Source organism: Flagellimonas meishanensis (genome assembly GCF_019880545.1).
GTDB classification, from domain to species: Bacteria; Bacteroidota; Bacteroidia; order Flavobacteriales; family Flavobacteriaceae; genus Flagellimonas; species Flagellimonas meishanensis.
Window position 1 is genome coordinate 410,822 of sequence record NZ_JAINVW010000003.1, and the last position, 25,365, is coordinate 436,186.

The window sequence follows — 25,365 nt, forward strand, 5'->3', positions numbered from 1 at the left end:
TGCAAGCCCTATCAGGTATTTGATCATATCAACAAGATTATATTAGCTTAATCCTTGATTATGAACATAGATCTTCGGTTTAATTGATGCTCCCGTTCACTGCACCTTACTCCATTGGAACACCTATTGATTAACTGGGATTCGCCATAGCCTTTTGCCGAAAGCCTATTGCGGTTAATCCCTTTGCGCACCAACCATTCCAATGTGGATTGGGCCCTTTTCTCTGAAAGTATATTGTTGTAGGCATCATTACCTCTTGAGTCTGTGTGGGATTCGATATGGATTGTCAATTGGTTGTACGCTTTCATGGCCTGTAAAATTTTGGCAAGTTCCACTTCGGCATCAGGTCTGATGTTCCACTTGTCAAAATCAAAATATATGGGCTGAAGGTCCAATCGGCACCCTAAATCGTTCACAGCGCAATCTGGCGGGACCAATTCTAGATTTATATTTACTGTTCGATCTCCCAAAGGTGTGTTGATGGCCTTTTCCGTAGGTTCATATTCCTTTTCTTCGTTTGTTCCCCTAAGCGCGTAAGCTGTTCCACAATCCACTATACCATCAAATTGATAAAAGCCGTCATCCCCTGTAACCATTTGGGAAATGGTTTTGTTCTGGCCGTCCATTAAAATAACCTTGGAGCCTGAAAGCGGCTCACCGGTTTTCATATCGGAAACTATACCAGTGATTGTTATGTTGCAGCTTTCACTTACCAAATAAATATCGTCTGATATACTACCCTCACTTCCAGCACGGTTGGAAGAGAGGTATCCTATCCGTAGTTCTTCATTCATTATGAAACCAAAATCATCCTGGTTGGTATTGATGGGATTTTTTAGATTTGTTATATCGGCATATGGCCCGCTTTCATCCATGGATACCACAAAAATGTCGAATCCACCTAGACCTGGGTGTCCATCACTTGAAAAATAAAGATTGTTTTTGTCGCTTATATATGGAAAGGACTCCCGCTCGGAGGTGTTGATCTTTGATCCAAGGTTTATCGGATCTCCATAGTAGCCGTTGCGTAGGATATCAACATACCATATGTCTGATTTTCCTAGGGACCCACTCATATCGGATGAAAAATATAGTTTTTTTTCATCGGGGGCCAAAGCGGGATAAGCTACGGAGTAGGAGTCATCATTGAATGGCAGTTCTTCCACATTGCCCCAGGAGCCATCACTTTTTTTTGTTGCTTTATAGATTTTTAGACTTATCAGTCTGTCTTTTCCTCTTTTTTTCTTTCCATCCATATAATTGTTCCTGGTGAAGTAGACTGTTTGCCCATCTTTGGTAAATGCTGCCGACGATTCGTGATACGGGGTATTGATATCGCCTTCCAAAGGAACGGGATTTGACAGTTTTTGGTTTTCATCCGGAGTCGCTTCATACAGGTCCAAATAGGGGAGTCCGCTCCAGTCATGGATTTTGCCACCTCTAGGATCGGTCGATGATGAGGCGTAAACGATTTTATCACCGTAGAAAGCGGGTCCAAAGTCCGAGCTGGACAAGCCTTCAGTGACATTGATAACTGTATACTTCTTATTTTTAAAATCCACAGCATTGTCCATGGAAGCATAGTTGTGCAGATGGTTTTGTGCTTGGTTAATGTTGTCGGATGATACTGTCCATTTTTCCATCATCCTTTTCGATTCTTCGTAAGCTCCCAGGCTCTTCAAGGTTTGACCTGTACGATAGTAGTAATCAGCACCTACTTGACTTGGGTATTGGGCCACCAGTTTTCTATACCATTTGGCAGCCTCCGTATATTCGCTGTTGAAGTAGTAGGTGTCGCCCAGTTTCTTGAAAATCTGTGCGGACTCATATCCTTCCTCCACAACATCCAAATAGATTTTTCGGGCATCGATATAGGCGTAATTGTTGAATTCCTGATTCGCCTTTCTAACCTTCATTTCTTGGGCCTGTAATCCTATTGCCAATAAGAGGGTCACTATAGTAACTGTAGTTCTTGTTTTCATGGATATTTTTTAAAAGAATCTTGGGGTCATAATCCTATCACCACCGAATATGTCAAACCGAAGAAAAACCTCGTATGATCCATCACTGTAATTTTCGATATTCGTGGATTGATAATCGTAGGCCACACCCGCAAAAATGGAATTTGAAATCTGGAATCCCGCCAGGGCACTGAACGAGGCGGTCCAACGATAAGCGGCTCCCAAAGTGAATTTTTCGTTGATTAGGAAATTGGCAGAGATATCCCATTGTACAGGAGATCCGCTTACCATTTTTACTAGGGAGGCAGGTTTGAATTTTAGATTGCTGCTCAAGTCAAAGACATAGCCCGTAATCAAAAAGTAATGTAGTCTTTCTACGGCTATACTTTCTGCGTCCACGTTGTTCAATGTGCTTTCATCGAAGTGTTTGGTGTTCAAAAAATTGGGAACAGAGAAGCCTGCATAGAACCTGTCAGTGTTATAATAGACCCCGGCGCCAACTTGGGGCTGTAACTGGTTATCGACATTATTTTGAAAAAGGGGGTCTTGGCTGTCAAAAATGTTCAATTTTTCGTAATCCACATCCAAGACATCAATGCCTGCCTTTAATCCGAAGGACAGTTTGCTCAATGCATTCAAATAAATTGAATAGGAATAATCAACCGTTATATTGGATTCAATTGTTGGCCCAATTTGATCATGGACAATGGAAAGGCCCAAGCCCATATTGTCGTATAGGCCTATAGGCGAGTTCACGGTAAACGTTCCGGTAGCCGGAGCACCTTCTAAGCTAACCCATTGTGTGCGCCCAAGCACACCGAAACTGATTACCTCGCGATTGCCTGCATAAGCCGGATTTATGACTTGGGTGTTGTACATGTACTGGGTATATTGAGCATCTTGTTGTGCCTGACCCATATACATGGAGCAGCAGAGCAACGCTGCTAGGATCCAATGGTTCCTTTTTGTATTTGATTTCATAATTGGATTTAAATCTTTGTTTTTATGGATGACAGAAAGGCACCACTCAATTTCGGTTTATGTAGAGATATCCCGTATAGCTACTTTTTCCAGGATTTTCAGCCCCGAAAGTCAGTATATAGAAATAGGTGCCGCTGGGCAGTTCCCTATCGGTCGCTACTGTAGACCTGCCTTCTGAAACTCCCCGGAAAAGATTGTTGCCCAGGCCATATCCATCAGCTTCGTAGACCAATACGCCCCATCTATTGAAAATCTTCACATTGTTATTGGGATAGTTTTCGATGCCTTGGATATGAAAATGGTCATTGAAGTTGTCACTATTGGGGGTAATGCCATTGAATATTTCAAAATTTGAACCAATGGGATTATTGCCATTGCCGTCACCGTCACACGGATTGGTAATTGTCGTCAATGTTAACCCATCCTCCGCATAGCTGTTGGGGTGGGACAGGTCTGAAACCATCTGGGAAGTACCCACTTCCTCAGCGGATACACTGGCTTGGTTTTCCACTTGACCAGCTTCAATATCAGTTTCAGAAATACCATAAATGAAAGTATATGTCCATTCCTCGCCAATGGAGAGAATTCCGTCATCAGCGGTATCCCCAGAATCTGGAACCGTCAATGAAGCTCCCAACAAGCCATCCTCAACGGTGACTGTGTCCAAATAAAAATCTCCAACATTGGATACCGTGAATGTATAACGGATAGTTTCGTTACAACCATCTCCATTCAAATCGACTAGCTCGCCAACTTTTATCAGTCCAATTTCTGCTATTTGCCCGCAAGCTCCCACAGTGGAAGTAATGGTCGGATTGTTTTCTGAAAAGGAGGTATGATCGGAAAGGTCGGAATACGGATCGTTATTCAATATTAAATTGGCCCTTACCTCTGCTTGGTTAATTATTTCCGTTGCATCAACATCGGCTTGGGTGAGATTATAGGTCTGGGTATATATCCATTCCTCATTTGGTCCCAAAATACCATCATCGCCCAAGTCTCCAGAAATTGGACCTGCAATAGTGCCAAATGCCAAATCGTTATCCTCGACGACCACTTGATATATATCAACCGGACTTTGATTTCTTACAGTGAAGTTATATTGGATTTGGTCGCTACAACCATCCCCATTACCATCCATTAAGGTACCCGTTTTGATAAGGCCAATCGGTCCGTTATGGTTGTCGCAGGTTCCCACCACATTGGTTTGTGTGATTTCGTCCTCTGAATAACTATCATCATCAGAATCGTCCTGCATTTGCAAATTCAGTAAGGTTCCAGAAACATTTGCCTGATTCAGCACTTGGCCGACGTCAATATCTGATTGAAGAATGTCATAATACCTGATATATATCCACACTTCTCCTTGATCTAAGACCTCATCATTGTTATCATCACCAGATTGAGGCCCTGTAATTTCACCACCAAATAATGGGTCGTTTACGATGATTTGCCCAACCGGTATTGGACCAATATTGGTAAGACTGAAATTGTATTGTATGTGATCATCACAGCCATCACCATCCATGTCCAAAAGAACACCTTGCTTAATAAGACCAATTGGCCCAGTATGGTCGTCGCATTCATTTCCATTTAACACTGTAATGGTAAAGTCATCAAGATCAGGCTGGGCAAAATGGGAAAAATCGCTTATGTCAGTGCCATTGTATGTTGCTGCAAAGATTTCGGCAATATTCTGTACTTGGCCATTGTCAATATCGGTTTGCGTTAAATCATAAAGTGCAGTATAGGTCCATTGTTCATTAATTGATAAAACAGAATCCTCGTTTACATCACCGGAAACGGGCCCCACATTATCCGCAAGAAGCGTATCTTGAATACTGATATCAACCAAATCAACATTCCCAAGATTGAATGCTGTAAATGTATATTGGATATGGTCATTGCACCCATCATTATCAATATCTATAAGAACCCCTGTTTTTACAAGCCCGATCTCAGGTTCTTGGCACAGTGAAATATCCACAACAGTTTCATCATCTTCCAAATAGCTGTCGTCATCGGACAAATCCTGCAATTGTATGGATGAGCCTTCAATATTTGCGGTTACACTGGCTTGATTTATTACTTCGCCATAATTAAGGTCATCTGAGGTAATGGTATATAGTGCGGTATAGCGCCATTCTTCATTTGGATCAAGGAGTCCGTTGTTATTGCTATCATCGAAAGGACCTAGAATGATATTCTCCAAATCAGGTATCAAGGGATCGGTGATCACAATATTTTCAAGAACCTCTGGAACCAAGCCTTTGCTGGCTACCAAGAAATCATAAAGGATGGTTACACATACAGAGCCATTTTCCACACCATGAAAGGTTGTTCCGGTTTTGATCATGGCAATATTTGGCTGACACAAGGAAAGGTCCACTACGGTCTCCTCATTTTCCAAAATACTGTCATCATCCGAAAGATCCTGTAAAATGGTTGCCTCACCTTCTATGTTAGCTGTTACGGTGGCTTGGTTTTGTACTTCTCCATTACTGATGTCAGATGGTGTAATATCATACGGTGCTAGGTATACCCATGCTTCACCGGGATCCAGGAGATTGTTATTGTTGGTATCGCCATCCGGACCTGTTATAACATTGTCTAAATCCGGTATCAGTTCATCTTCGATTTGAATGTTTTCCAAGGTTGGAGGGTTGAAACCTTCACTGGTAACCACAAAAGTGTACACAATGACATCGCATCCCGCGTTCCCACTTTGAGGATCACCTTCGCCGCTAACGCCTATTCCTGTTTTAATCAAGGCGATATTTGGTTGGCATAAGGTAAGGTCAATCACAGTTGCATCATTGCCGGTAACTTCATCGTCATCTGAAATATCATTCACAGTTACACTGGGCTCATTCAGAAGGTTGGCAGTTACATTGGCGTTACCCGCAATTTGCGTATTGTCAACATCTGACTGCGTGATTATATATGTAGCGGTATAAATCCAGGTTTCACCTAAATCCAAGGTACCATTGTTGTTGTCATCACCAGAAATTGGCCCTGGAATAGGGTTTGGACCGAATAATGGATTATCAACAACTTCAATATTTTCCAAAACTTCTCCATTGGTACTTTGGTTGGTTACCGTGTAGGTGAATTCGATTGAATCACAGCCTTCCTCATTATCCATTGCATCATAAGTTATCCCTGTTTTTATGAGTGCAATCCCTGGAGCATAGGCCATTGAAAGATTCCCCATGACAGTATTTTCTGTGTAGGGGAAGAACTCAACAAGGTTTGTTTCAGGATTTTTATTGAAATTTAAACCGAAGGCGTTATTCAAATTGATCAATAGTGCAGCAAAGCAAGGTCCCATAAGGAAACCCCTCTGCCAAGTGGTTTTAGGAATGGAGAGAATCATAACTTATTTATTGGTTATGCCAGTTGTTTCATCGGAGTCTAAAATTCCATTAAGGAGAGCTTTAAGAACCCAATGCGGCAAATTATTGGCACTGCGATGTTATGACCATATTTAGTTTTACAAGGGGGTCAATTTGTAAAAGGGGAGGTAGGCTTGATAAAAAAGGGGTTTGAATTGACGAATTTTTTGTCAGTGGATGAAAAAACAGGAGTACTGGTCATTTACCCTGTACATTCTGTTCAAGGTGTATATGGAAATATGTTTTCCAGTTGATTAAATTTTCTCTTTCAGATATTTAGCGGTATGCGATTCATTATGGGTAACCACCTCTTCGGGAGTTCCCTGCGCAATTAAATGGCCACCTTCATCACCGCCTTCGGGGCCAAGATCAATAATATGGTCAGCGCATTTAATGAGTTCGACATTGTGTTCTATGACGATAATGGAATGGCCTTTGGCGATAAGTTCATCAAAGGATTTGAGCAATTTTTTTATGTCATGAAAGTGTAGGCCCGTGGTGGGTTCATCAAAGATGAACAGGGCTTTTTCCCTTGTATTTCCCTTTACCAAAAAGGAAGCCAGCTTAATCCGTTGTGCCTCGCCCCCGGAAAGGGTAGAGGAGGACTGCCCCAGGGTTACATATCCAAGGCCCACATCTTGGAGCGGTTTCAGTTTGGCAATGATTTTGTCCTGTTTGTGTTCTCTAAAATGAAGGATTGCATCATCAATGGTAAGGTTTAGGATATTATCGATGTTCATACCCTCAAACTGTACTTCCAAAATATCCTTTTTGAACCTTTTTCCATTGCAAACATCACACTCTAAATGCACATCTGCCATAAATTGCATTTCCACAGCAATCTCTCCCTCGCCCTTGCATTTATCGCAGCGACCACCATCAACATTAAAAGAAAAGTGCTTTGCCTGATAGCCCCTAAGTTTGCTCAGTTTTTGTGATGCAAAAAGGTTTCGGATATCATCATATGCCTTGATGTAAGTAACGGGATTGGAACGGGATGAACGTCCAATGGGGTTCTGGTCCACGAATTCCACGTGCTTTACGTGGGCAAACTTACCTTCCAATGCGGTAAACTGACCTGCTTTTTCTCCATAGCCACCTATTTCCTTTAGGATGGCAGGATATACAATTTTCTTGACCAAGGTGCTTTTGCCACTTCCAGAGACACCGGTCACCACGGTCAACATATTTAAAGGAAATGTAGCATCTATATTTTTGAGGTTGTTTTCCCTTGCACCCTTTATTTTGATGAAATAGTTTGAGGTACGACGTTTTAAAGGCACGGCAATTTCCTTGGTACCGTTCAAATAGTCCGCCGTAAGAGAGTTGGCCTTGAGAATGGCATCTAGGCTTCCAGTGGCCACTACCTCTCCCCCTAAAGTCCCTGCCTCGGGACCAATATCGATGACCTCGTCGGCAGCTTTCATGATGTCCTCGTCATGCTCCACCACAATAACGGTATTGCCCAGGTCACGAAGTGATTTTAGTACCTCAATCAGATTTTCCGTGTCTTTTGGGTGCAGACCGATGCTGGGCTCGTCCAAAATATACATGGAGCCCACCAGACTGCTCCCCAGGGAGGTGGCCAGATTGATGCGTTGGCTTTCCCCACCGGACAGGGTGTTCGATTTACGGTTCAGGGTGAGATAGCCCAGACCCACTTTTTCCAGGAAATCCAATCGGGTGGTGATTTCCTTCAACAATCGGTTTGCTATTTTTGAATCGTGCTCTGAAAGCTGCAGTTCCCCAAAAAATGGTTTCAGCCTTTTGATAGGAAGTTGGATCAGGTCTGAAATGGATTTCCCATCGATTTTTACGTAATTGGATTCCTGACGCAGTCTTTTTCCCTTGCAGACCGAGCATTTTGTCTTTCCGCGATATCTTGAGAGCATTACCCGATTCTGTATTTTATAGCTTTTCTCTTCAAGCTGTTCAAAAAACCTGTGTATGCCTGTGAAATGCTCATTGCCGTCCCAGACCAATTGTTTTTGCTCTTCAGAAAGCTCATACCAGGGCTTGTGTATGGGAAAATCAAACTTGTATGCAGAATTTACCAACTGATCCCGATACCAGGACATGCTCTCGCCCCTCCAAGGAAAAACGGCATTCTCATAGATGGAAAGTGCCGTGTTCGGAATCACCAAATCCTCATCTATACCGATAACGTCACCATAGCCCTCACACTTGGGGCAAGCACCGTATGGGTTGTTAAAGCTGAAAAGGTGTACGTTCGCTTCCAAGAATTTTATGCCATCCAGCTCAAATTGATTGCTAAAAGTCCGCACCTGTCCATTGTCCAAGTTTTCTATGGAACAAAGACCCTTGCCTTCAAAAAAGGCATTGTCGACCGCATTGGCCAACCGATTGTAGAAATCCTCATCATTTTTTACGATGATTCGATCTACAACCAAATCGAAAGTCCGGCCTATGTCTTCAGGTGCCTGGTCAATACGGATTACTGCGCCATTGTATTTGATACGTGCATACCCCTGTTTGGAGAACAGTTGCAACGATTTTAAGGGATCACGTTCTTCCTTAATATATATAGGTGCCAAGAGCAGGAGTTTGGAACCTTCCTCCAGGTCCTTTATATGGTTCATGACATCACTTACGGTATGCTTCTTTACCTCATTGCCGGAAATGGGTGAAATGGTCTTCCCGATCCTGGCATACAATAATTTGAGATAGTCATAAATCTCCGTGGTGGTGCCCACCGTGGAACGTGGGTTGGTAGAGTTAACTTTTTGCTCTATGGCAATCGCAGGGGCTATACCTTTAATATAGTCCACCTTGGGTTTATCCAATTTACCCAAAAACTGCCTTGCATAGGACGAAAGGCTTTCCACATAACGCCGCTGCCCCTCTGCATACAACGTATCAAACGCCAAGCTGGATTTTCCCGAACCAGACAGGCCAGTGATCACCACAAGCTTGTTCCTGGGGATTACCACGTCAATGTTCTTAAGGTTGTGCAGTTTGGCACCTTTTATGATTATATGGTGCTTGGGATCAATGTTTGCTAAAGTGGACATGTGTTAAATTCGGGCTTCAAAGATACGACACCAAACAGTTAATACGTATATTGCACGAGTTAACATCTAAAAATGCCCAGATCACAACATTGTTTTTTGACCGGCAACCTATTTTTCTATATTTGAGTTGTAATTAAAAATCTGATAGGCCTATACAGCAATAATTACTTTTTTAAAATTAAGCTAATAACCTCGGCTTCTTTCTTGTAAAGGGAAAGTAGCATGATATTAACCAAAAAAGTAATTTGTAATGGAACTACAGATTGATGACTCGATATTAGTAAAGAACTACATCGCCGGTGACGAAAAGGCCCTCGAGGCACTCATAAACAGGCACAACCAAAGAATTTCCAGTTTTATTTATTCCAAAGTTTTGGATAGGGATGTTGCAGAGGACATTTTCCAGGACACCTTCATCAAAGTGATCAAAACCTTGAAAAGAGGGGCTTACAGCGAGGAAGGCAAGTTTTTGCCCTGGGTGATGCGAATTGCGCACAACCTAATCATAGATCATTTTAGGAAGAACAAAAGAATGCCCAAGTTTGAGGGGAGCGACGATTTCAACATCTTCTCCGTGATCAAGGATGAAAAGTTGAATGCTGAAAAGCAGCTCATCCAAGACCAAATCGAGAGCGATCTTACGCTTTTGATAGAGGAATTGCCCGAAGACCAAAAAGAAGTGCTCATCATGCGCATCTATAAGGACATGAGTTTCAAGGAAATATCCGAAAACACTGGAGTAAGCATCAACACGGCATTGGGAAGAATGCGTTACGCGCTCATCAACCTCCGAAAAATTGTTGCCCGTAACAATATCGTTTTAACGAATTAATCTGCATTCTGTCGAACCCTGCAATATTTCCATTCTAGCGCCGTTATCTATTTGAAACATTAATGCTAGAATATGGAAAATATTTACTCTGAAGAACAAGAAACCCTTAAAACGGTAAAAGCCACCAAGGAGACCATTGATTTTTTATTGAACTATTCAAAATCACTCCACGTAGTGGGAAGCAAGAATCATCAATTTGAACTTACATTGAACTAAACAGTTCAAGTAGAGACAAAAAAAGGCCGCTAATTGCGGCCTTTTTTCGTTTTATGGTACTCATCCAGCACCGATTTACGTCCAATGGTACTGGTGATCACATCCTTTTCAAGGTCCCATCCCCGCGCCGGGGAATATTCCCTACCGTACCAAATGATCTGCAAGTGCAGTTTGTTCCATAGTTCCTCCGGAAACAACCGTTTGGCATCTTTTTCCGTTTGTACCACATTTTTGCCATTGCTGAACCCCCAGCGGTACATCAATCTGTGGATGTGGGTATCCACTGGAAATGCGGGTATCCCAAAGGCCTGGGAAACCACGACACTGGCAGTTTTATGCCCTACGCTGGGAAGTTCCTCCAACAATTCCATATTCTGTGGCACCTCGCCATCATACTTTTCTATCAAAATTTTTGAAAGACCATAAATGCCCTTGGACTTCATTGGGGAAAGCCCTACGGGTCTGATGATATCCCGTATTTCCTCCACAGTGAGCTTTACCATATCAAAAGGATTGTCCGCTCTTTGGAAAAGCAAGGGAGTTATTTGGTTAACGCGGACATCCGTGCTTTGCGCAGACAGCAACACGGCGATCAAAAGGGTATAGGGGTCTTTATGGTCCAGGGGAATGGGAATGGTCGGGTAAATTTCATCCAGTTTTTCAATAGTAAAGTTTACCTTTTCTTGTTTCGTCATTTTTGTTTAACTTTGAAGTATAAAAATTAAACAATAATTTAAAGACTGAACCATATGAATATGTTGAAAGTGGGGGATAAAGTACCTGAATTTTCCTCAAAGGACCAAGATGGCAATCAAATAAATCTCAGTGATTACAAAGGAAAAAAGCTAGTTGTTTTTTTCTATCCGAGGGCAAACACCCCTGGATGCACGGCTGAGGCTTGCAATTTGAGGGACAACTACGGGGATTTGAAGGCACAAGGATATCAACTCTTGGGGGTGAGTGATGATTCTCAAAAAAAACAGGCCAATTTCAAAAACAAATACGATTTCCCTTTTCCCTTACTTGCGGATGAGGACCACACGGTAATCAATGCGTTTGGTGTTTGGGGACCGAAAAAATTCATGGGGCGCGAATATGATGGACTTCACAGGACCACTTTTGTGGTAAACGGTGATGGCAAGGTTGAAAAGGTAATTGATAAGGTGAACACAAAGGACCACGCAGTTCAACTGCTTGCTTAGGAAGAAATAAAAAGGCGCCTTCAGAGCGCCTTTTTTATGCTTTTTGCTTTACTGTTTCTTTTTTAGTGACTGATTCCTCTTTTCTGATGAAGAGTTTTTTCTTCTTAATGATTTCAGCAATTCCTTCCGGAAGCTCTTCTTCCCATCCCTCAGAACCGTTGGTTATTTTCTTCAATACGTCCCTCGAGAAAATGTGCATCACGTCGGGATCGTAATCGATAATGTCCATAACCTTTCCATTGTATTTGAAGAATTTGTAGAGTTCCTTCATCCTCGGGTGTACCTTCAGGTTGTTGCTGGTCATTATTTGTCCAGTGTCCGGGTCTTTCATCGGATATAGGTACACCTTCAAGTCCTTGAAGAACAGCTTGCCAAAAGCTTCGAGTATGCCCCCGCTCAAATGACGGTAATACCTCTCATCAAAAATGTCCACCAAATTATTTACCCCCATGGTAAGTCCAATTTTGGCCTTGGTGTAATTGTTGAAATACTCCACGAGCTTGTAATACTCCTGAAATTTGGAAATAAGCACTGTGTGTCCCAGTGAACAGAGCAATTCGGCACGATCCATGAAATCCTGCTCGTCAATTTCTCCCGAAGCCCTAAGGTTTGACAGTGTTATCTCAAACACAACAATCGTATTTTCATACTCGACCGTTTGTTCCCTGACAAAGATGTCGTACGACTTCTTGAACATGTCCATGTTCACCTTGGTAACGGGCCTGAAACTGCCCCGCAATGCCAAAATGTTCTTTTTGTACAGCACCGCTGCTGGCAGTAAGTTGTTGCCATCAGGACCGAACATTACCGCATCGGTCATATCATTCTTAATGAGCTGGAGACTCATCAATCTATTGTCCACATCCTTGAAATTGGGTCCGGTGAAATTCACCATATCAATCTCCAAGGTGTCTTTGTCAATATGATCATACAGGTATTTCAGCAGCTTCTTTGGCTTATGGAACTTGAAATAGGCTCCGTAGATTAGGTTGACACCCAAAATGCCAAGTGTTTCCTGTTGAAGTCGCGCCTCATTCTGCTTGAACCGCACATGAAAGATGATTTCATCGTACTCTTTTTGTTTGGGGTCCAACTGAAATCGGATACCTACCCATCCATGGCCTTTGTACCTTTTCGAAAAATCGATCGTGGCCACCGTATTGGCATAGCTAAAAAACAAATAGTCTGGATTGTTTTCCCTGCTGATGCGCTCTTCCACCAAGTTCATTTCGTGGTTCAGCATACGTTTCAGCCTGGCCTGGGTCACATACCTACCATCTTCCTCCGAACCATAAATAGCATCACTAAAGGCCTTATCATAAGCACTCATCGCCTTTGCAATGGTTCCAGACGCCCCCCCGGCGCGAAAAAAATGTCTTGCCGTTTCCTGACCTGCACCTATCTCTGCGAAGGTTCCGTAAATGTTTGGGTTCAGATTTATTCTTAGGGTCTTTGCCTTTATGGAGGGAATGTTTTCAAAGGCATCTTGATTGCTCGCTATGGTAGGCATATCCAATTATTTATAGTAAACAAAGTTACACTCTTCGTTCAATCTATTAAATAAATAAGTCATAATTTTGGTTTTCATGGATGAGAAGATGACCATTACTTTTTTGGGAACGGGAACCTCACAGGGAATACCGGTCATTGGCAGCAATCATCCCGTGTGCAAAAGCAGTGATCCCAGGGACAAAAGGCTGCGCGTATCCGTTTTGGTTTCCTGGAAAAATTACAACTACGTTATCGATTGCGGCCCTGATTTCAGACAGCAAATGCTGGCCAATCCCATTGAAAGGTTGGACGGTATCCTTTTTACCCACGAACATGCCGACCACACTGCCGGAATAGACGACATCCGCCCCTTTTTCTTTAGGCAGGGTGATATTCCGATCTATGCCCACAAGCGTGTGGTCAAGCAGCTTAAAAGGCGCTTCGATTACATTTTTGCCGATGACGACAGATATCCCGGTGCTCCTGCAGTCAAGGTCACGGAAGTGGAAAAGGACAGTCCCATTCCATTGGCAGATTTACACGTGATACCCATTGAAGCCTATCATAACCGTTTGCAAGTATTTGGGTATAGATTCAAGGATTTTGTATACCTGACGGATGTGAAACAGGTCCCTGAAGACGAAATACAGAAAATACAAAACGCAAAGGTTCTCGTGGTCAATGCACTACGTGAAGAAGCACATCACTCTCACTTTAATCTGGATGAGGCTTTGGAGTTTGCCATCAAAGTGGGGGCGGAGCAAACGTATTTTACACACATAAGCCACTTATTGGGATTCCATGGGGAAGTAGAAAAAAAATTGCCCAAAAATGTGCACTTGGCCTACGATAATCTAAAAATCAAAATATAGCAATGAAGAGTAAAATTTTCCTATATCTTTTTGTATTCGCCGCCTTGATAAGCCTTTATCAGTTCGTGAGCACGAATAACCTACAAAAGGCACTCAACACCCAGGTGGATGCGTTGAAGACTGAAGTTGATGGGCTCAAGGATTCCTTGCAGGATGCCCAATTGAAAATTTTGGACATTCAATATTTTTCCTTGGAAAACAATGATGATGCCCTGGTTTATTACGACCATCTGAACCTAAAGGACCCTTCCAGATATATTGAGGACAAATTGCTCGAGACCAACGAGACATCTGGAGATAACCCGCTGATTCCTTACGCAGGGATGGAAAGTGACTTCAAAATAAATAAGATCAGGGTCCTGAACCATAAATGGATTTTGGCTGATTTTTCAGACGGGAAATACTGGGGAGATCTGGTCATCCAATACGAACTGAAAAATGATCTGAGTGTGGATTTCACCCTATTGGATCATTTGCTCTACACCAGGAGCGATTAGATCCGTTGGGAAAGCCATTTCCGAAAAGAATAAAAATTTTGGGGTGACACCCCGTGGCCCACTGGAAATTCCTCATATACGTGATCAATGTTCAAGCGTTTCAGGAAATCCGGCGTTTTTTGCGCCCATTCCAAAGGAATCACTTGGTCCACCTGACCGTGTGAAGCATAGATATCCAATCCACTGTGATCCTTTTTTTGATATCCTTCCACCAGAATATTCTCATTGATATACCCACTCAGGGCTATCAAATTCTTTACTTTTTCTGGAAAGGAAAGTGCCACGGCATAGCTTAAAATGGTCCCCTGGCTAAATCCCAAAAGGCTTATGTTCCGTTCATCCAGATCATACGCTACAATGGCCTCGTCAATAAAAGCGACAATCTTGTCCCTGGATTCCCCGGCCTGTGCATCATCGCTCCATTTTCCATACTCAGCATCAAAATTGATGGCATACCATGCATGTCCAAAGGGTTCCAAATCGAAAGGAGCCCTAACCGAAATCACCTGCAGTTCTTGGGGAAGTTCTGCAGCAAACGAAAACAGGTCCTCTTCGTTGCTCCCATAGCCATGAAACAAAAAAATGGCAGGTTTTTTATCGGTTTTAATGGAGGAAGTACGAAGTAGGTGCGTTAAAGACAAATGGGCGGGGGACATATTCTCAAATTATGGAATAAAGGTAAACCATTTCTGAAAATGTTTGCCCAAGAGGGGCAGGGGGTTGTTTTTTTCATTCAGTGCCTGAAGAAACCCATATCCCCATAGCACAAGATACAGCAGATAAAGGGGGATGGATAAATAGACAATTTCACTAAAGCTTAGCACGATGGCCAATGCATGAAAAAGAAGATGTATGCCAAATGCCTGACGAATATGAAATCGGGCAAAGGCATTCTTGGGCTCCATATTCATCGTGATGGCGATCAAACAGCCAACAAGGGTAATGTATGCGATAATTGCGGTGGTCTTACCCGCTCTTGATTCGTTCTTCAATTTGTTACAACAAAATTTGATTGTTATTGATAACCCCATAGACTTTCCCCTTGAGTTTTGCACCCAAAAACATACTGTTCTTGGATGTGGAGAGCACGTCATCCTCACCAAATGTCCATTCCATATCAGGATCAAAAAGTGTCAAACAGGCTTTTTCGCCTATTTTTAGTGCAGGGGATTCAAGTCCAAACCGTTCCCGGCCCTTGGTCAACATGGAAACGATCTGTTCCATTCCCAAAATGGGAACCAAACCGCCAAAAGCTGACTCCAATCCGATAGATCCCTCTACCGCATTGTCAAATTCCACCCGCTTCTCCTCAATGTCTATGGGAACATGATCGGAAGTAATAAAGTCGATGGTTCCGTTCTGGACTCCTTTTATGAGCGCATTGCAGTCCGATTTACTCCGTAAGGGAGGCAAAACCTTAAAATTGGAATCAAATTCCTGCAAAGTTTCATCTGTAAAAATAAGGTTGTGGACAGCCACGCTGCAACTCACATCAAGTCCTTTCTTCTTGGCGGCGGCTATCAATCGAACCGACCCGGCCGTGGATATGGTGGGAATATGCAATTTTCCACCAGTATACTCCAGTATGAAAAGGTCGCGGGCCACTTGAAGTTCTTCTGCCATAGCGGGAATTCCCTTTAACCCCAATTGTGTTGACATAGGTCCTTCATGCACCATGCCATGGCCCTTTATCTGGTTGTCCTGGGGGAACGACATCACCAACCCCCCAAAATTTTGAGCATAGAGCAAGGCTATCTTCAACAAGTTGGGATTGGCCAGCTGTTTCTTGAAATCGTAAAAGGCAACGGCCCCGGCATTTTTCATATCGAACAATTCTGCCAAGTCGTTTCCTTCGGAATGGCGGGTCAATGCCCCAATGGGATGTAGGCTTGTGGGTTTTCCCAATCCCCTTTCTTTTAAGAAAACAATATCCGAACTGGTATCCGGAAGTGGATTGGTGTTGGGGTTGAGGAGTATATCGGCAAATCCACTTTTACCCGCCACAAACAAACCATTTTTGATGGTTTCCCTTTCTTCAAATCCTGGTTCTCCAAAACTGACACTGGTATCGAACCAACCAAGGGATACATGCAGGTTTTTGGGATTCACGACTTGGGTCTTGGATGGGGTTTCAATGGAAGGGGCTATTTTATCAACAATCCCATTTATTATAAGAATGTCTCGCTTTTTCAAGTGCAATTCCTTGTTTTCAGGACTTACAATCTTTGCGGACTTCAGCAGAATGTTCATGCAACGAATTTTTGAATGATTACCTCCAACAACGCCAGTAACAACGCTAAAATAACAAACCATTTCCAATAAGCACTAATACTGCTTTCAGCTTTTAACTGTTGAAATAGCTCCTCCACGGAATCATGGATGTTTGCAGCAAGGCTTTTTTCAAGATCCATATAATTGAGCATACTCTCGTTTCGGGGAAAATTGAAACTGATGTTCCTAAGTGGAGCATCATTTTCATGTATTGTATAGGTGCCGTCAATGGTCGGGTTCTCATCAAATGTAAGCCGGGTTCTGTTGGAAAATCGTTGCTGTTGGGGAATAAACTCGTAAGAATCATTGGATACTTTTAAGATGTTGTCTCCTGTTGGTTGAACGGCAACATCCACCACTTCGGGCCGGCCCAGAGTGTGGTAGATTTTGGGGGTCTTTAATCCGGAAACTCCCATATTATAAAATGTCGGCACGATTAAGGGAGAATTCTTGAAATTGGTATTGGAAAGTTCCAATGAGGCCGAGAAAAGATAAAGGCCATCATCTCCAAAGAGGAAAGGGATATTCCCCTCCATTCCCAAAACATTTGGCAGCTTTGTCTGAATGCTGAAGTATTGACTGACTGATGGATATTGGAAGTTGGTTACGTTCTTTTCAAAAACATTCGCATATAGGGGGTGATCAAAGGAAATTGATGTAATCCTTCTATCAGCCTGCAACTTTTCCAAAAGTCGTATAGCTCCCAGCCCTGACAAAAACTGGTTGTAGTTGGCCAAATCCGCATTTACGGAAGGTACAATGATTAGGGTGCCCCCGTCGGCCCTAAAAGCGTGCAACACTTTTTGCAAACTTTGGGGAATGCTTTCCAGATTGTCCAATATGACCACAGCTTGCTTGTCCAAGACGCTATAATTGAGCTGGTCCAATTCGTTTCTTGTGAAATTGAACTCATCTTCCGTGTAAAGTCTTTCCAAATAATCACTGTCCGAATTACTGATTGCCAACACATTGATTTTGGGCTTTTGGTCGATATTGAAAAAGAATCGATTGTCATACCCCAGGCTGTTGTCCGCAATCTGAAGTCGACCATTGATGACAACCCCCGAGAGCAGTGAGAAATCAATGGAAGCCCTTCCCCGGTCATTGAATGTCGCCGAACTTTTGGCAATTAAGGTGTCTGAATTATATAACGAAATGGGCAGATCTTCCTCAGGCTGTCCACCAGATATAAAAACAGTAATCTTACGCTGCTCAGAAACAGCTTCGTGTAAAGAAACGGAATCAACGGCCACATTATATCCGCTATTCGGTTGTATTTGAACCAAATATGTGTTCAATATTGAATCTATGGTGGAACCTCTCATTCGTTGTTGGAAATCGGAAATTATGATCAGATCCTTGATTGATGCGCTGGAATTTGAAAATAGGGTTTTCGCCTTGATTTGAATCTCATCCAAGGACAATTGTCGATGGGTATAGGGTAGGGACAGGAGATTGTTCTGGATATTTTTAATGTTCACGTCCCTAAACGTGTTTTCGTTCGTGAACAGACTCAGGGTATGCTCGTCTCCCACGTTTTTAATCAAATCCTGAATGGCCTTTTGCAATAGGGGAAGCCCATTTTTTTTGGCCTGCATGCTGAAGGAATTATCCAGATAGATTACCGTTTCCTTTTCTTTCAGGGCAGCTTCGTTGGCAACAAAAGGTTGGGCAAAGGCCAAAACAAGGGAAGCGAGGAGCGATATCCGCGTAACGAGCAACAACCACTTTTTCAGGCTTTGGCTCTTTCGTGATTCAGACACCACTTTTTGTAGCATGGCCACATTGGTAAAAGGTGTTTTCTGAAAACGTCTTAGCTGGAAGAGATGGATAACAATGGGGATGAGAAGGAGAAAAAGGGCCCAAAGAATTTCTGGATGTTTAAACTGCATTCCCAATTGTGATTGGACAAATATAGGGATTAAAACATTTGGCCTTAAGCATGAACGATGTTAAGACTTTGGTAATTTCCGAGGGGAATGGTCGAGGGGCCAAATATTCAAGATTTTTATCGTCAGCAAAAGAAAAAGTAGTCCCGTGCAGCCTTTTGTCCCAACCCATGCAGATAATCCTTAATATCTGACTGTGCGGCTTCATTGGCCACAGTGATTATACTCTGTGGGTTTTTCAAGTCCTTGAGCGCTTCAAAATGAACAAGCTCCTTGCCATATATTTTCTTGCCTATCTTTTGGGGATTGTCACAGAGCCATACAAAAGGCACATTTCGTTTTTGGAGCCCCCGGGCAATGCTTTTCCCCTTAAAACCGGCTCCCCAGACTACCAAAGGCCTGGAAGAGTCATGGTCCAGCTTCAAAAAATATTGCAGTTTTATGTCCAAAAAATAGTTTTGTGCGTAATGCTCATGTGTTCTGGAAGTCCTGGAATCATAGTCCCTCCATAAATGTAACACTTCGCTACACGGGATCACTTTCAATTGGTTTTCATAAAATCGAAAGGTCAGGTCGTAATCCTCGGGGTATCTATCGGGCGTGAAAGCCCCACATCGCTCCAGATCTTCATGGTATACCATCCAGCAAGGGGAGGGGATGACACACTCTTTATAGATTTCATCATAATTGCCTCCAGTTGCCGTCAACGAATTCAACCAGGCCTGGTAGCGTTCATAGCCATTGCTGATTCCTCTGTCCGAGAAATAGCAAACCTGACCAACCGAAACATGGCCTTCCCCATGTTCAAGTAGGGAACGTGCCATAACTTCCAGGCGGTTGGGCTTCATGATATCATCTGAATCCATGCGTGTGACTAAGGTTCCGTTACTTTTGGCATATGCTGTGCGCAGCGCAGGAATTATTCCAACCCCAATATTTTTGAAAACGTGGATTCGGGCATCTCTTTGGGCATATTTTTCCATAAGTCCAAGGCTGTCGTCATCGGAATGGTCGTCCACCGCCAAAACCTCCCAGTGTGGGTAACTTTGACCAATTATGGAATTGATGCACTCTGGAAGAAAATGAGCCGTGTTTTTAAAAGGAATCAGAATGCTTACCGTAGGATGCTGCATGTAACAAAGTAACAAAAAGCCAAGGCAAAAGCATGGATTTTATTGTTGACCGCCCTGTCGTTCAAGTCCGTTGGGATTGAACTTGACCTGATACAACCTGCTGTTGCCATTTTCATAACTGTTGAGGAAGCTGCTTAGGGTGTCCATGTCCTCCAATCCTTCCGTTGGGTTTTTGGTCCTTCGACTTGTGAGATATAAAACACCATTTGATTCGTCCATAAATGGACAATAATCCATGTATGAAGAATTTATGGGCATTGGAAGTGGTTTGGCCTGGGTCCACTCGCCATCCCTCTTAAAACTGATGTACAAATCCCCGCTGCCTAGTCCATCCTCGCGATTGTAACCACCGAAAATAAGGTAGGATTCGTCTCTGGAAATGTAGGCGTTGTACTCAAAGCCTTCGGAATTAATGGAGGCCGACAGCGAGACGGGTTTTGAATATCCATCTTTAGTACGGGCGCTAAAAAAAATATCATCCTTGCCAATACTTTCAGGGCTGTCCGAAGTGAAGTAAAGATTGCCATTTTCTGCAAGGGACGGATAAAACTCATTATGTTCCGTATTCACGGGACCACCTAGGTTGATGGGCGCTGACCATTCCTTCTGAACATCGGACCGTTCCACAAACCAAATGTCAAAATCCTTGGGTTTATTGATGGAATCATGCAGTGGACGGTTTGAAACAAAATACAACCGCAGGCCATCAGGGGACAAGAAAGGTTCCATATCCCGATATCTGCCCGAGAATCTTACTAGTTCTGGAGGGCTCCATGTTTCCAGCTCTTTTTTGGCCGTCACGATTACTGATATTTCTTCCGTTTGTGACTGAATCGTGAAGTAGGCTTCTGCACCAGTGTTGTCAAGTGTGAAATCCCTTATCTTATCAAATTGGGTGAGTCCCGGAATGGCAGCTTCCGGCTGTGATACCTCTTGGCTAAAGGATAATACGGAAAAACAAAAAAGAAGAGCATAGCAACTATTTTTCATGCTCAACAGCTTCTTGGATAGCATTTTTTACCAATTTCTCCATGACGGCGTAGCCTGCTGGAGTCAAATGAACCTCGTCCGTAGTGTATTCCTTGGGCAGCCCATTTCGGGTATCTGCCATGGCAGTGAAGTAGTCCAAATAGGGGACATCCTTGTCACTGGCCATTGCCTTCAACATCTGATTCAGTTTTGGAATCTTTATATTGGGTTGTAGGCCGGGACGCCACGGATAGTCATGGGCCGGCAGCACCGAGCAAACTATGGGGCATATGCCATTTGCTTCTGCCAATTCCACCATGGAAAGAATGTTGCCCCTTATCTGCTCCAAGGTCATTGGGCCGGTGTTTCCCGCAATATCATTGGTCCCTGCAAGGATTACAACAATCTTGGGCCGAAGGTCAATGACATCCTGTCGAAACCGTAACAGCATTTGGGGTGTGGTCTGTCCGCCGATACCCCGATTAATATAGTTATTGTTTGTGAAGAAATCCGGGTTGGCATCGGGCCAACCTTCGGTGATGCTATTTCCCATAAAAACAACCCTGTTATCTTCAGCCGTGGAAGTTTTTAGCTTTTTATTGGCTTCTTGGTACTTGGTTAAATTGGGCCAATCTTGACTTACCATTTTTTTACTGGACAGAAGGGAAAAGAGCATAATTGAAACTATGAGAAATCGCATCTTTAATTCTTTGGAGGAGTTATCATAATATGCGCCCGATGTGTGCCCGGGTCCATCAGCCAAGCATGACCCGGAGGTGTGGGGGTAGTGGGCAGCCCCGTACTTTCTCCTGTAGCGTAGGGCATATAAAAGACATATCGGACATATGGATTTTCGATTTCCCCGGTTTCGGCATTCACCGTTCCAGTAAATACACAAAGTGTAGCCTTGTCCGGCATCTTCAGTTTTCCTGACTTGACCTCGGCCTCTCGAATATCAAAAATTTCCTTGCCATCCTTTCCTTCTTTTTTCAGTTGTCTCCCGCGCGCCATAAATTCGTCCAATTTCTTATGGTAGGCCGCTGTTGAAAATTTGTCGTTGGTGGGGTCATCCGCCAGCGCAATGTAATCGTTGGTCCCTTCCCGCAGGGTGATGAAGTTTCCCTTGGAATCATATCCATAGACTTTGGCACCGTCCCTATAATCTGTGGGAACTGCCATTAGGGCCGTACTGATTTGCCATTCTTTGGAGGGGATTTCTTGAGCTGACATCACAAAGACGCAAAGAAGGCCAATGGAAAGTGCAATTTTTGTTCTCATCGTTTCAATATTTGGCAGGTTCTCCTTGGGTCATGGTACGCAGGATAAAGGCCCGTAGGTCGTCGTTGGATTTTTTGAGGTCCTCGCGACGTAGATACATCATATGACCGGACCGATAGCCCCTGAACTCAAAGCGGTCCTTCATCCGGCCACTGGGGTCTATCTGCCACATGGTGTACTTGGCATTGAAATAGGTGGTGGCACCATCATAATAACCTGACTGCACCAACACATTCAAATACGGATTTTGTGCCATCGCCTGGCGCAGGTTGTCCCGCACTTCATCATCATCGTTGTTCCAGGGATGCACGGGGCCAAACATATTGTATTTTATATCAGTTTTGAAGTTCAATTCCTCTTGCAGATAATAGTTGATGGCTGGGGTAAAGCTGTGCAACCACGAAGTGAGCTCGGCTGAATAGTCTGGACTGTCGCCAAAAAGTTGACGGTCTATTCCCAAATAGCGGCTATCCAAACGCCCAACATTGTACCCTTTTTGTTTCAACAGGTTTTTCCAGAAGAATTGGGTGGGCACATCGAGATTATGGTCCAGAATATCCTTTTTGTCCAAGCCTGAATAGTAGGCCATTTTTTCGGCAATTTCATTGCGTTCACTATCTGGGATGAAACCTCCTTTGGCAATGGCGGGAATCAACTTGTTGACGGTAAAATCCTCCGATTCAGGTAGCACGTCCAACAAGTCCTTGCCTTGCAAAGGAGCCGGAAGCGCTTTGTGGTGCCAAGCGGCAGCGGTGTAGTAGGGGAGATTAAGGGCACTGGACACTGGTCCTCCAACCCGGATAACCTTATAATCTGCTGGTGACACCATGATAACCCCGTTCAGGTACATCCATTGTTGGTTTTGCAGCGCCAATGACAATCCCATCACCCGGGTACCGCCATAACTTTCTCCAATGATGTATTTTGGTGAGCGCCAGCGATTTTTCCGGGTAACAAAAGTGTTCATCCATTCAGCCAGGTATTTAACATCAGCATTGATCCCAAAAAATTTGTCCCTGTCAACATCGTCACCCGTCTCTGGAATGGTCCTGGAGTAACCCGTATTGGCCGGGTTGATGTAGACAATATCGGTAACGTCCAAAACCGAAAAGGGATTTTCCTTCACACCGTACGGTTGAATCGGGTATCCCTCATCATCAATTTTTAGTATTCGTGGACCTGTGTATGCCAAATGCATCCATACCGATCCAGAACCTGGACCCCCATTAAAGGAAAACAACAACGGCCTTGACGCCCTATCTTTTATGTTGTTTCTTGTATAATAAGTATAATGAAGTGATGCAATGGGCTTTCCAGTTTCATCCCAAACCGGTTGCGTGCCCGTTGTGGCCGTATAGGTCATGCTTTCACCATTTATGGTGACCGAATGTTGGGTTGTTACTGTAGTGTCGATGGGCAGTTTTCGGTGCTGGGAATGGGAAAGTGCAATGCACAGAAAGGTACCAAGTGCGAAGTAAATGCTTTTCATGTTGCTTGTTGAATTAGTCGTGAGCTAAAAATAAGCAATTCATGTAACATTCACCAGACACCTTTGGGAATGCGAGATTAACGTTAAGTTCAATCAAAAGAAACGCTGAGTGTACATAAACTTTACACACTAACTATTTTTTAAAATGATATTAATCCAATGAAAACATACGAATAACCAAGCCCTAAACCTTACTACATAGTTTTGGAAACAATAATAACACAAAAAACTAAACGTATGGATTTGAAAAAACTAGTATTGGGATTGGCAATTGTATCCTTGTTCACATTTGGATTGAGCAGTTGTGACGGAGAGGATGGCCGAGATGGGATTGATGGCGTAAATGGGCAAGATGGACAAGACGGACAAGATGGAGAGGATGGAGAAGATCTAACGGTCGATGCAACCATTTTCGAAAATAAATCAAGCCTGGAACCTTTGGTGGCCATTGCGCCGCAATTCAGCTTTGTTAAGGCTTATTCCTTAATCAGTTCAACGGACGAACTCTCCAATGGGTTTCGACTTGTGGGTGCCCAAGACGGAGCTGGATTCCTTAAAGATGGTGATGGATATATGTATGTGGTAAATGCAGAAGACGATTATGCAGTGGCGCGCATACGTTTTGACGAATACATGAATCCAATAGAAGGGGATTGGTTGCTTAACTCTGGCGTTGCCGATTTTGCAAGACAGTGTTCCGGAACAATGTGGGAAGCAGATATTCATGGGGGATCTACCGATTTGTTTTTGTCAGCTTCGGAAAGTTTTAACTACGATGTGAAGGGCATTGACCCCTATATTCAGACACCAACGCCTACAGCAGATTTTGGATTGGACGCCCTTGGCGAATTTGCATGGGAAAACGCGGTCCCACTTCCTAGGGACACTTATTCAGGAAAAACCGTAATTATTGGAGGTGACGACGACTCCAGTGGGTCTGAGGGACAAATCACCCTGTACTATTCTGAAAACGGGGATGCCGATCTTACAGGAGGTAAAATTTATGTGCTAAGGCTGCTTCAGGTTTCTGATGGCGTTGGTGGGGTTGTGGACGTTGCTCCAGCCACCATTTATAATGAATCAAATCTGGATTTTGGGGTTACATACGACTTTGAATTTGTAGAAATACCGGAAGGGGCATCCTTGACGAAAAATGAAATGGAAGATGCCTGTGTGGGAGTTTTTGCCACAGCATTCATGAGAGTGGAAGATGTTGATTACCAAAAGGGCTCAGCTGATAATGCCAGAAATATTTTTGTCGCGGTGACGGGCCGGGGACCTGGAAGAGGAACCTACAACGATTGGGGCACCGTCTACAAAATGGAACTGGATGAAGACGCACCTTTTACTGGAAAAATTACCCAAATCATTTCTGGTAATACAGATACCAACAACATGGATGGAAATCTCCCAGAACTACAAAGTCCGGACAATATCTGTGTTACGGAGAACTTTGTCTATACCCAGGAGGATCCCAATTCTTTTGACAGAGGCCATGCCGCGTACATTTATCAATCCGATCTAAACGGCAACAATACTCGGGTTGTTTTGGAAATGATTGTTCGCAATGATTTGGACCCAACCGGGAGTACTGGGTTCAGTGGCGAGTTTGGTGCTTTGATTGATATTTCCGATAAAATTGGGGAACCCAATACTTTTTTACTTAACCTACAGCCCCATTATTGGGAAAGTGATGACTTTAAAGGAGTTGATGGGCACGACATGGAAACCAATGCCGAAGCCATAATGGCCGGAGCAAGGGAAGACGACCAAGGAGGACAGATCGTAATCCTAAAAGGTCTGCCAAGATAGTTTAAAACCACTCTGGAAATAGGCCTTCAAATAATTTGAAGGCCT

The 25,365-nt window shown here is 43.4% G+C and carries 21 protein-coding genes; 6 read left to right on the top strand and 15 right to left on the bottom strand.

Features of this window, described 5'->3' with window-relative positions:
• Positions 1-47: 47 nt before the first annotated feature.
• From K7G75_RS09775 to uvrA, 4 genes are all read right to left on the bottom strand, one after another.
• Positions 48-1,982, bottom strand: a complete 1,935-nt coding sequence (locus K7G75_RS09775; protein WP_222984067.1) for an OmpA family protein — start codon at positions 1,980-1,982, stop codon at positions 48-50.
• 9 nt (positions 1,983-1,991) lie between these two features.
• Positions 1,992-2,942, bottom strand: a complete 951-nt coding sequence (locus K7G75_RS09780; RefSeq protein ID WP_222984068.1) for a PorP/SprF family type IX secretion system membrane protein — start codon at positions 2,940-2,942, stop codon at positions 1,992-1,994.
• Between the two features lie 46 nt (positions 2,943-2,988).
• Positions 2,989-6,156 carry a gliding motility-associated C-terminal domain-containing protein gene (locus K7G75_RS09785; RefSeq protein WP_222984069.1) on the bottom strand — a complete coding sequence of 1,056 codons (3,168 nt, stop codon included), beginning with the start codon at positions 6,154-6,156 and terminating at the stop codon, positions 2,989-2,991.
• A 435-nt stretch (positions 6,157-6,591) separates the two neighbouring features.
• Positions 6,592-9,369: an excinuclease ABC subunit UvrA gene (uvrA, locus tag K7G75_RS09790; protein ID WP_222984070.1), complete on the bottom strand. Its 2,778-nt coding sequence runs from the start codon at positions 9,367-9,369 to the stop codon at positions 6,592-6,594.
• A 250-nt stretch (positions 9,370-9,619) separates the two neighbouring features.
• Here uvrA and K7G75_RS09795 point away from each other — a divergent pair, with 250 nt between their 5' ends.
• Both K7G75_RS09795 and K7G75_RS09800 read left to right on the top strand, forming a co-directional pair.
• Positions 9,620-10,201 (top strand): sigma-70 family RNA polymerase sigma factor, encoded by a 582-nt coding sequence (locus K7G75_RS09795; RefSeq protein ID WP_222984071.1) that lies wholly within the window; start codon positions 9,620-9,622, stop codon positions 10,199-10,201.
• Positions 10,202-10,273: 72 nt separating this feature from the next.
• Entirely contained in the window at positions 10,274-10,417 is a 144-nt protein-coding gene (locus tag K7G75_RS09800) for a hypothetical protein (protein ID WP_222984072.1), read from the top strand.
• A 29-nt stretch (positions 10,418-10,446) separates the two neighbouring features.
• Here K7G75_RS09800 and K7G75_RS09805 read toward each other — a convergent pair whose 3' ends face one another.
• A complete protein-coding gene (locus K7G75_RS09805) occupies positions 10,447-11,112 on the bottom strand; it encodes an endonuclease III domain-containing protein (protein ID WP_222984073.1) in 666 nt (221 codons plus the stop codon).
• Positions 11,113-11,166: 54 nt separating this feature from the next.
• Between K7G75_RS09805 and bcp the strand changes: the two genes are divergently transcribed.
• A complete protein-coding gene (gene bcp / locus K7G75_RS09810) occupies positions 11,167-11,619 on the top strand; it encodes a thioredoxin-dependent thiol peroxidase (RefSeq protein WP_222984074.1) in 453 nt (150 codons plus the stop codon).
• Between the two features lie 34 nt (positions 11,620-11,653).
• On the opposite strand, the gene K7G75_RS09815 is transcribed toward bcp, so the two are convergent.
• On the bottom strand, positions 11,654-13,129 hold the full coding sequence (locus K7G75_RS09815; protein WP_222984075.1) for a TonB-dependent receptor: 1,476 nt from the start codon (positions 13,127-13,129) through the stop codon (positions 11,654-11,656).
• A 76-nt stretch (positions 13,130-13,205) separates the two neighbouring features.
• On the opposite strand from K7G75_RS09815, the gene K7G75_RS09820 reads away from it, so the two are divergent.
• Both K7G75_RS09820 and K7G75_RS09825 read left to right on the top strand, forming a co-directional pair.
• Positions 13,206-13,982, top strand: coding sequence for an MBL fold metallo-hydrolase (locus tag K7G75_RS09820; protein WP_262420314.1), 777 nt, complete (start codon positions 13,206-13,208; stop codon positions 13,980-13,982).
• 2 nt (positions 13,983-13,984) lie between these two features.
• The gene (locus tag K7G75_RS09825) at positions 13,985-14,479 is read left to right on the top strand and encodes a hydrolase (protein ID WP_222984076.1); all 495 of its coding nucleotides are present in this window, start codon (positions 13,985-13,987) and stop codon (positions 14,477-14,479) included.
• Here the strand turns inward: K7G75_RS09825 and K7G75_RS09830 are convergent.
• From K7G75_RS09830 to K7G75_RS09870, 9 genes are all read right to left on the bottom strand, one after another.
• A complete protein-coding gene (locus K7G75_RS09830; RefSeq protein WP_222984077.1) occupies positions 14,476-15,135 on the bottom strand; it encodes an alpha/beta hydrolase in 660 nt (219 codons plus the stop codon). The genes K7G75_RS09825 and K7G75_RS09830 overlap by 4 nt on opposite strands.
• A gap of 9 nt (positions 15,136-15,144) precedes the next feature.
• On the bottom strand, positions 15,145-15,471 hold the full coding sequence (locus K7G75_RS09835) for a hypothetical protein (RefSeq protein ID WP_262420315.1): 327 nt from the start codon (positions 15,469-15,471) through the stop codon (positions 15,145-15,147).
• A gap of 4 nt (positions 15,472-15,475) precedes the next feature.
• Entirely contained in the window at positions 15,476-16,729 is a 1,254-nt protein-coding gene (locus K7G75_RS09840) for a dihydroorotase (protein WP_222984079.1), read from the bottom strand.
• Positions 16,726-18,642 carry a BatA domain-containing protein gene (locus tag K7G75_RS09845; protein WP_262420316.1) on the bottom strand — a complete coding sequence of 639 codons (1,917 nt, stop codon included), beginning with the start codon at positions 18,640-18,642 and terminating at the stop codon, positions 16,726-16,728. Before K7G75_RS09845 ends, K7G75_RS09840 begins: the two co-directional genes overlap by 4 nt.
• A 122-nt stretch (positions 18,643-18,764) precedes the next feature.
• Positions 18,765-19,772: a glycosyltransferase gene (locus K7G75_RS09850; RefSeq protein WP_222984080.1), complete on the bottom strand. Its 1,008-nt coding sequence runs from the start codon at positions 19,770-19,772 to the stop codon at positions 18,765-18,767.
• Between the two features lie 39 nt (positions 19,773-19,811).
• A complete protein-coding gene (locus K7G75_RS09855) occupies positions 19,812-20,762 on the bottom strand; it encodes a hypothetical protein (RefSeq protein WP_262420317.1) in 951 nt (316 codons plus the stop codon).
• Entirely contained in the window at positions 20,752-21,441 is a 690-nt protein-coding gene (locus K7G75_RS09860) for an SGNH/GDSL hydrolase family protein (RefSeq protein WP_222984082.1), read from the bottom strand. The genes K7G75_RS09855 and K7G75_RS09860 overlap by 11 nt, the downstream gene beginning before the upstream one ends.
• 2 nt (positions 21,442-21,443) lie before the next feature.
• Positions 21,444-22,019: a hypothetical protein gene (locus K7G75_RS09865; protein ID WP_222984083.1), complete on the bottom strand. Its 576-nt coding sequence runs from the start codon at positions 22,017-22,019 to the stop codon at positions 21,444-21,446.
• Positions 22,020-22,023: 4 nt separating this feature from the next.
• Positions 22,024-23,508: a S10 family peptidase gene (locus K7G75_RS09870; protein WP_222984084.1), complete on the bottom strand. Its 1,485-nt coding sequence runs from the start codon at positions 23,506-23,508 to the stop codon at positions 22,024-22,026.
• A 237-nt stretch (positions 23,509-23,745) separates the two neighbouring features.
• On the opposite strand from K7G75_RS09870, the gene K7G75_RS09875 reads away from it, so the two are divergent.
• On the top strand, positions 23,746-25,320 hold the full coding sequence (locus K7G75_RS09875) for a PhoX family protein (RefSeq protein ID WP_222984085.1): 1,575 nt from the start codon (positions 23,746-23,748) through the stop codon (positions 25,318-25,320).
• Positions 25,321-25,365 lie beyond the last annotated feature (45 nt).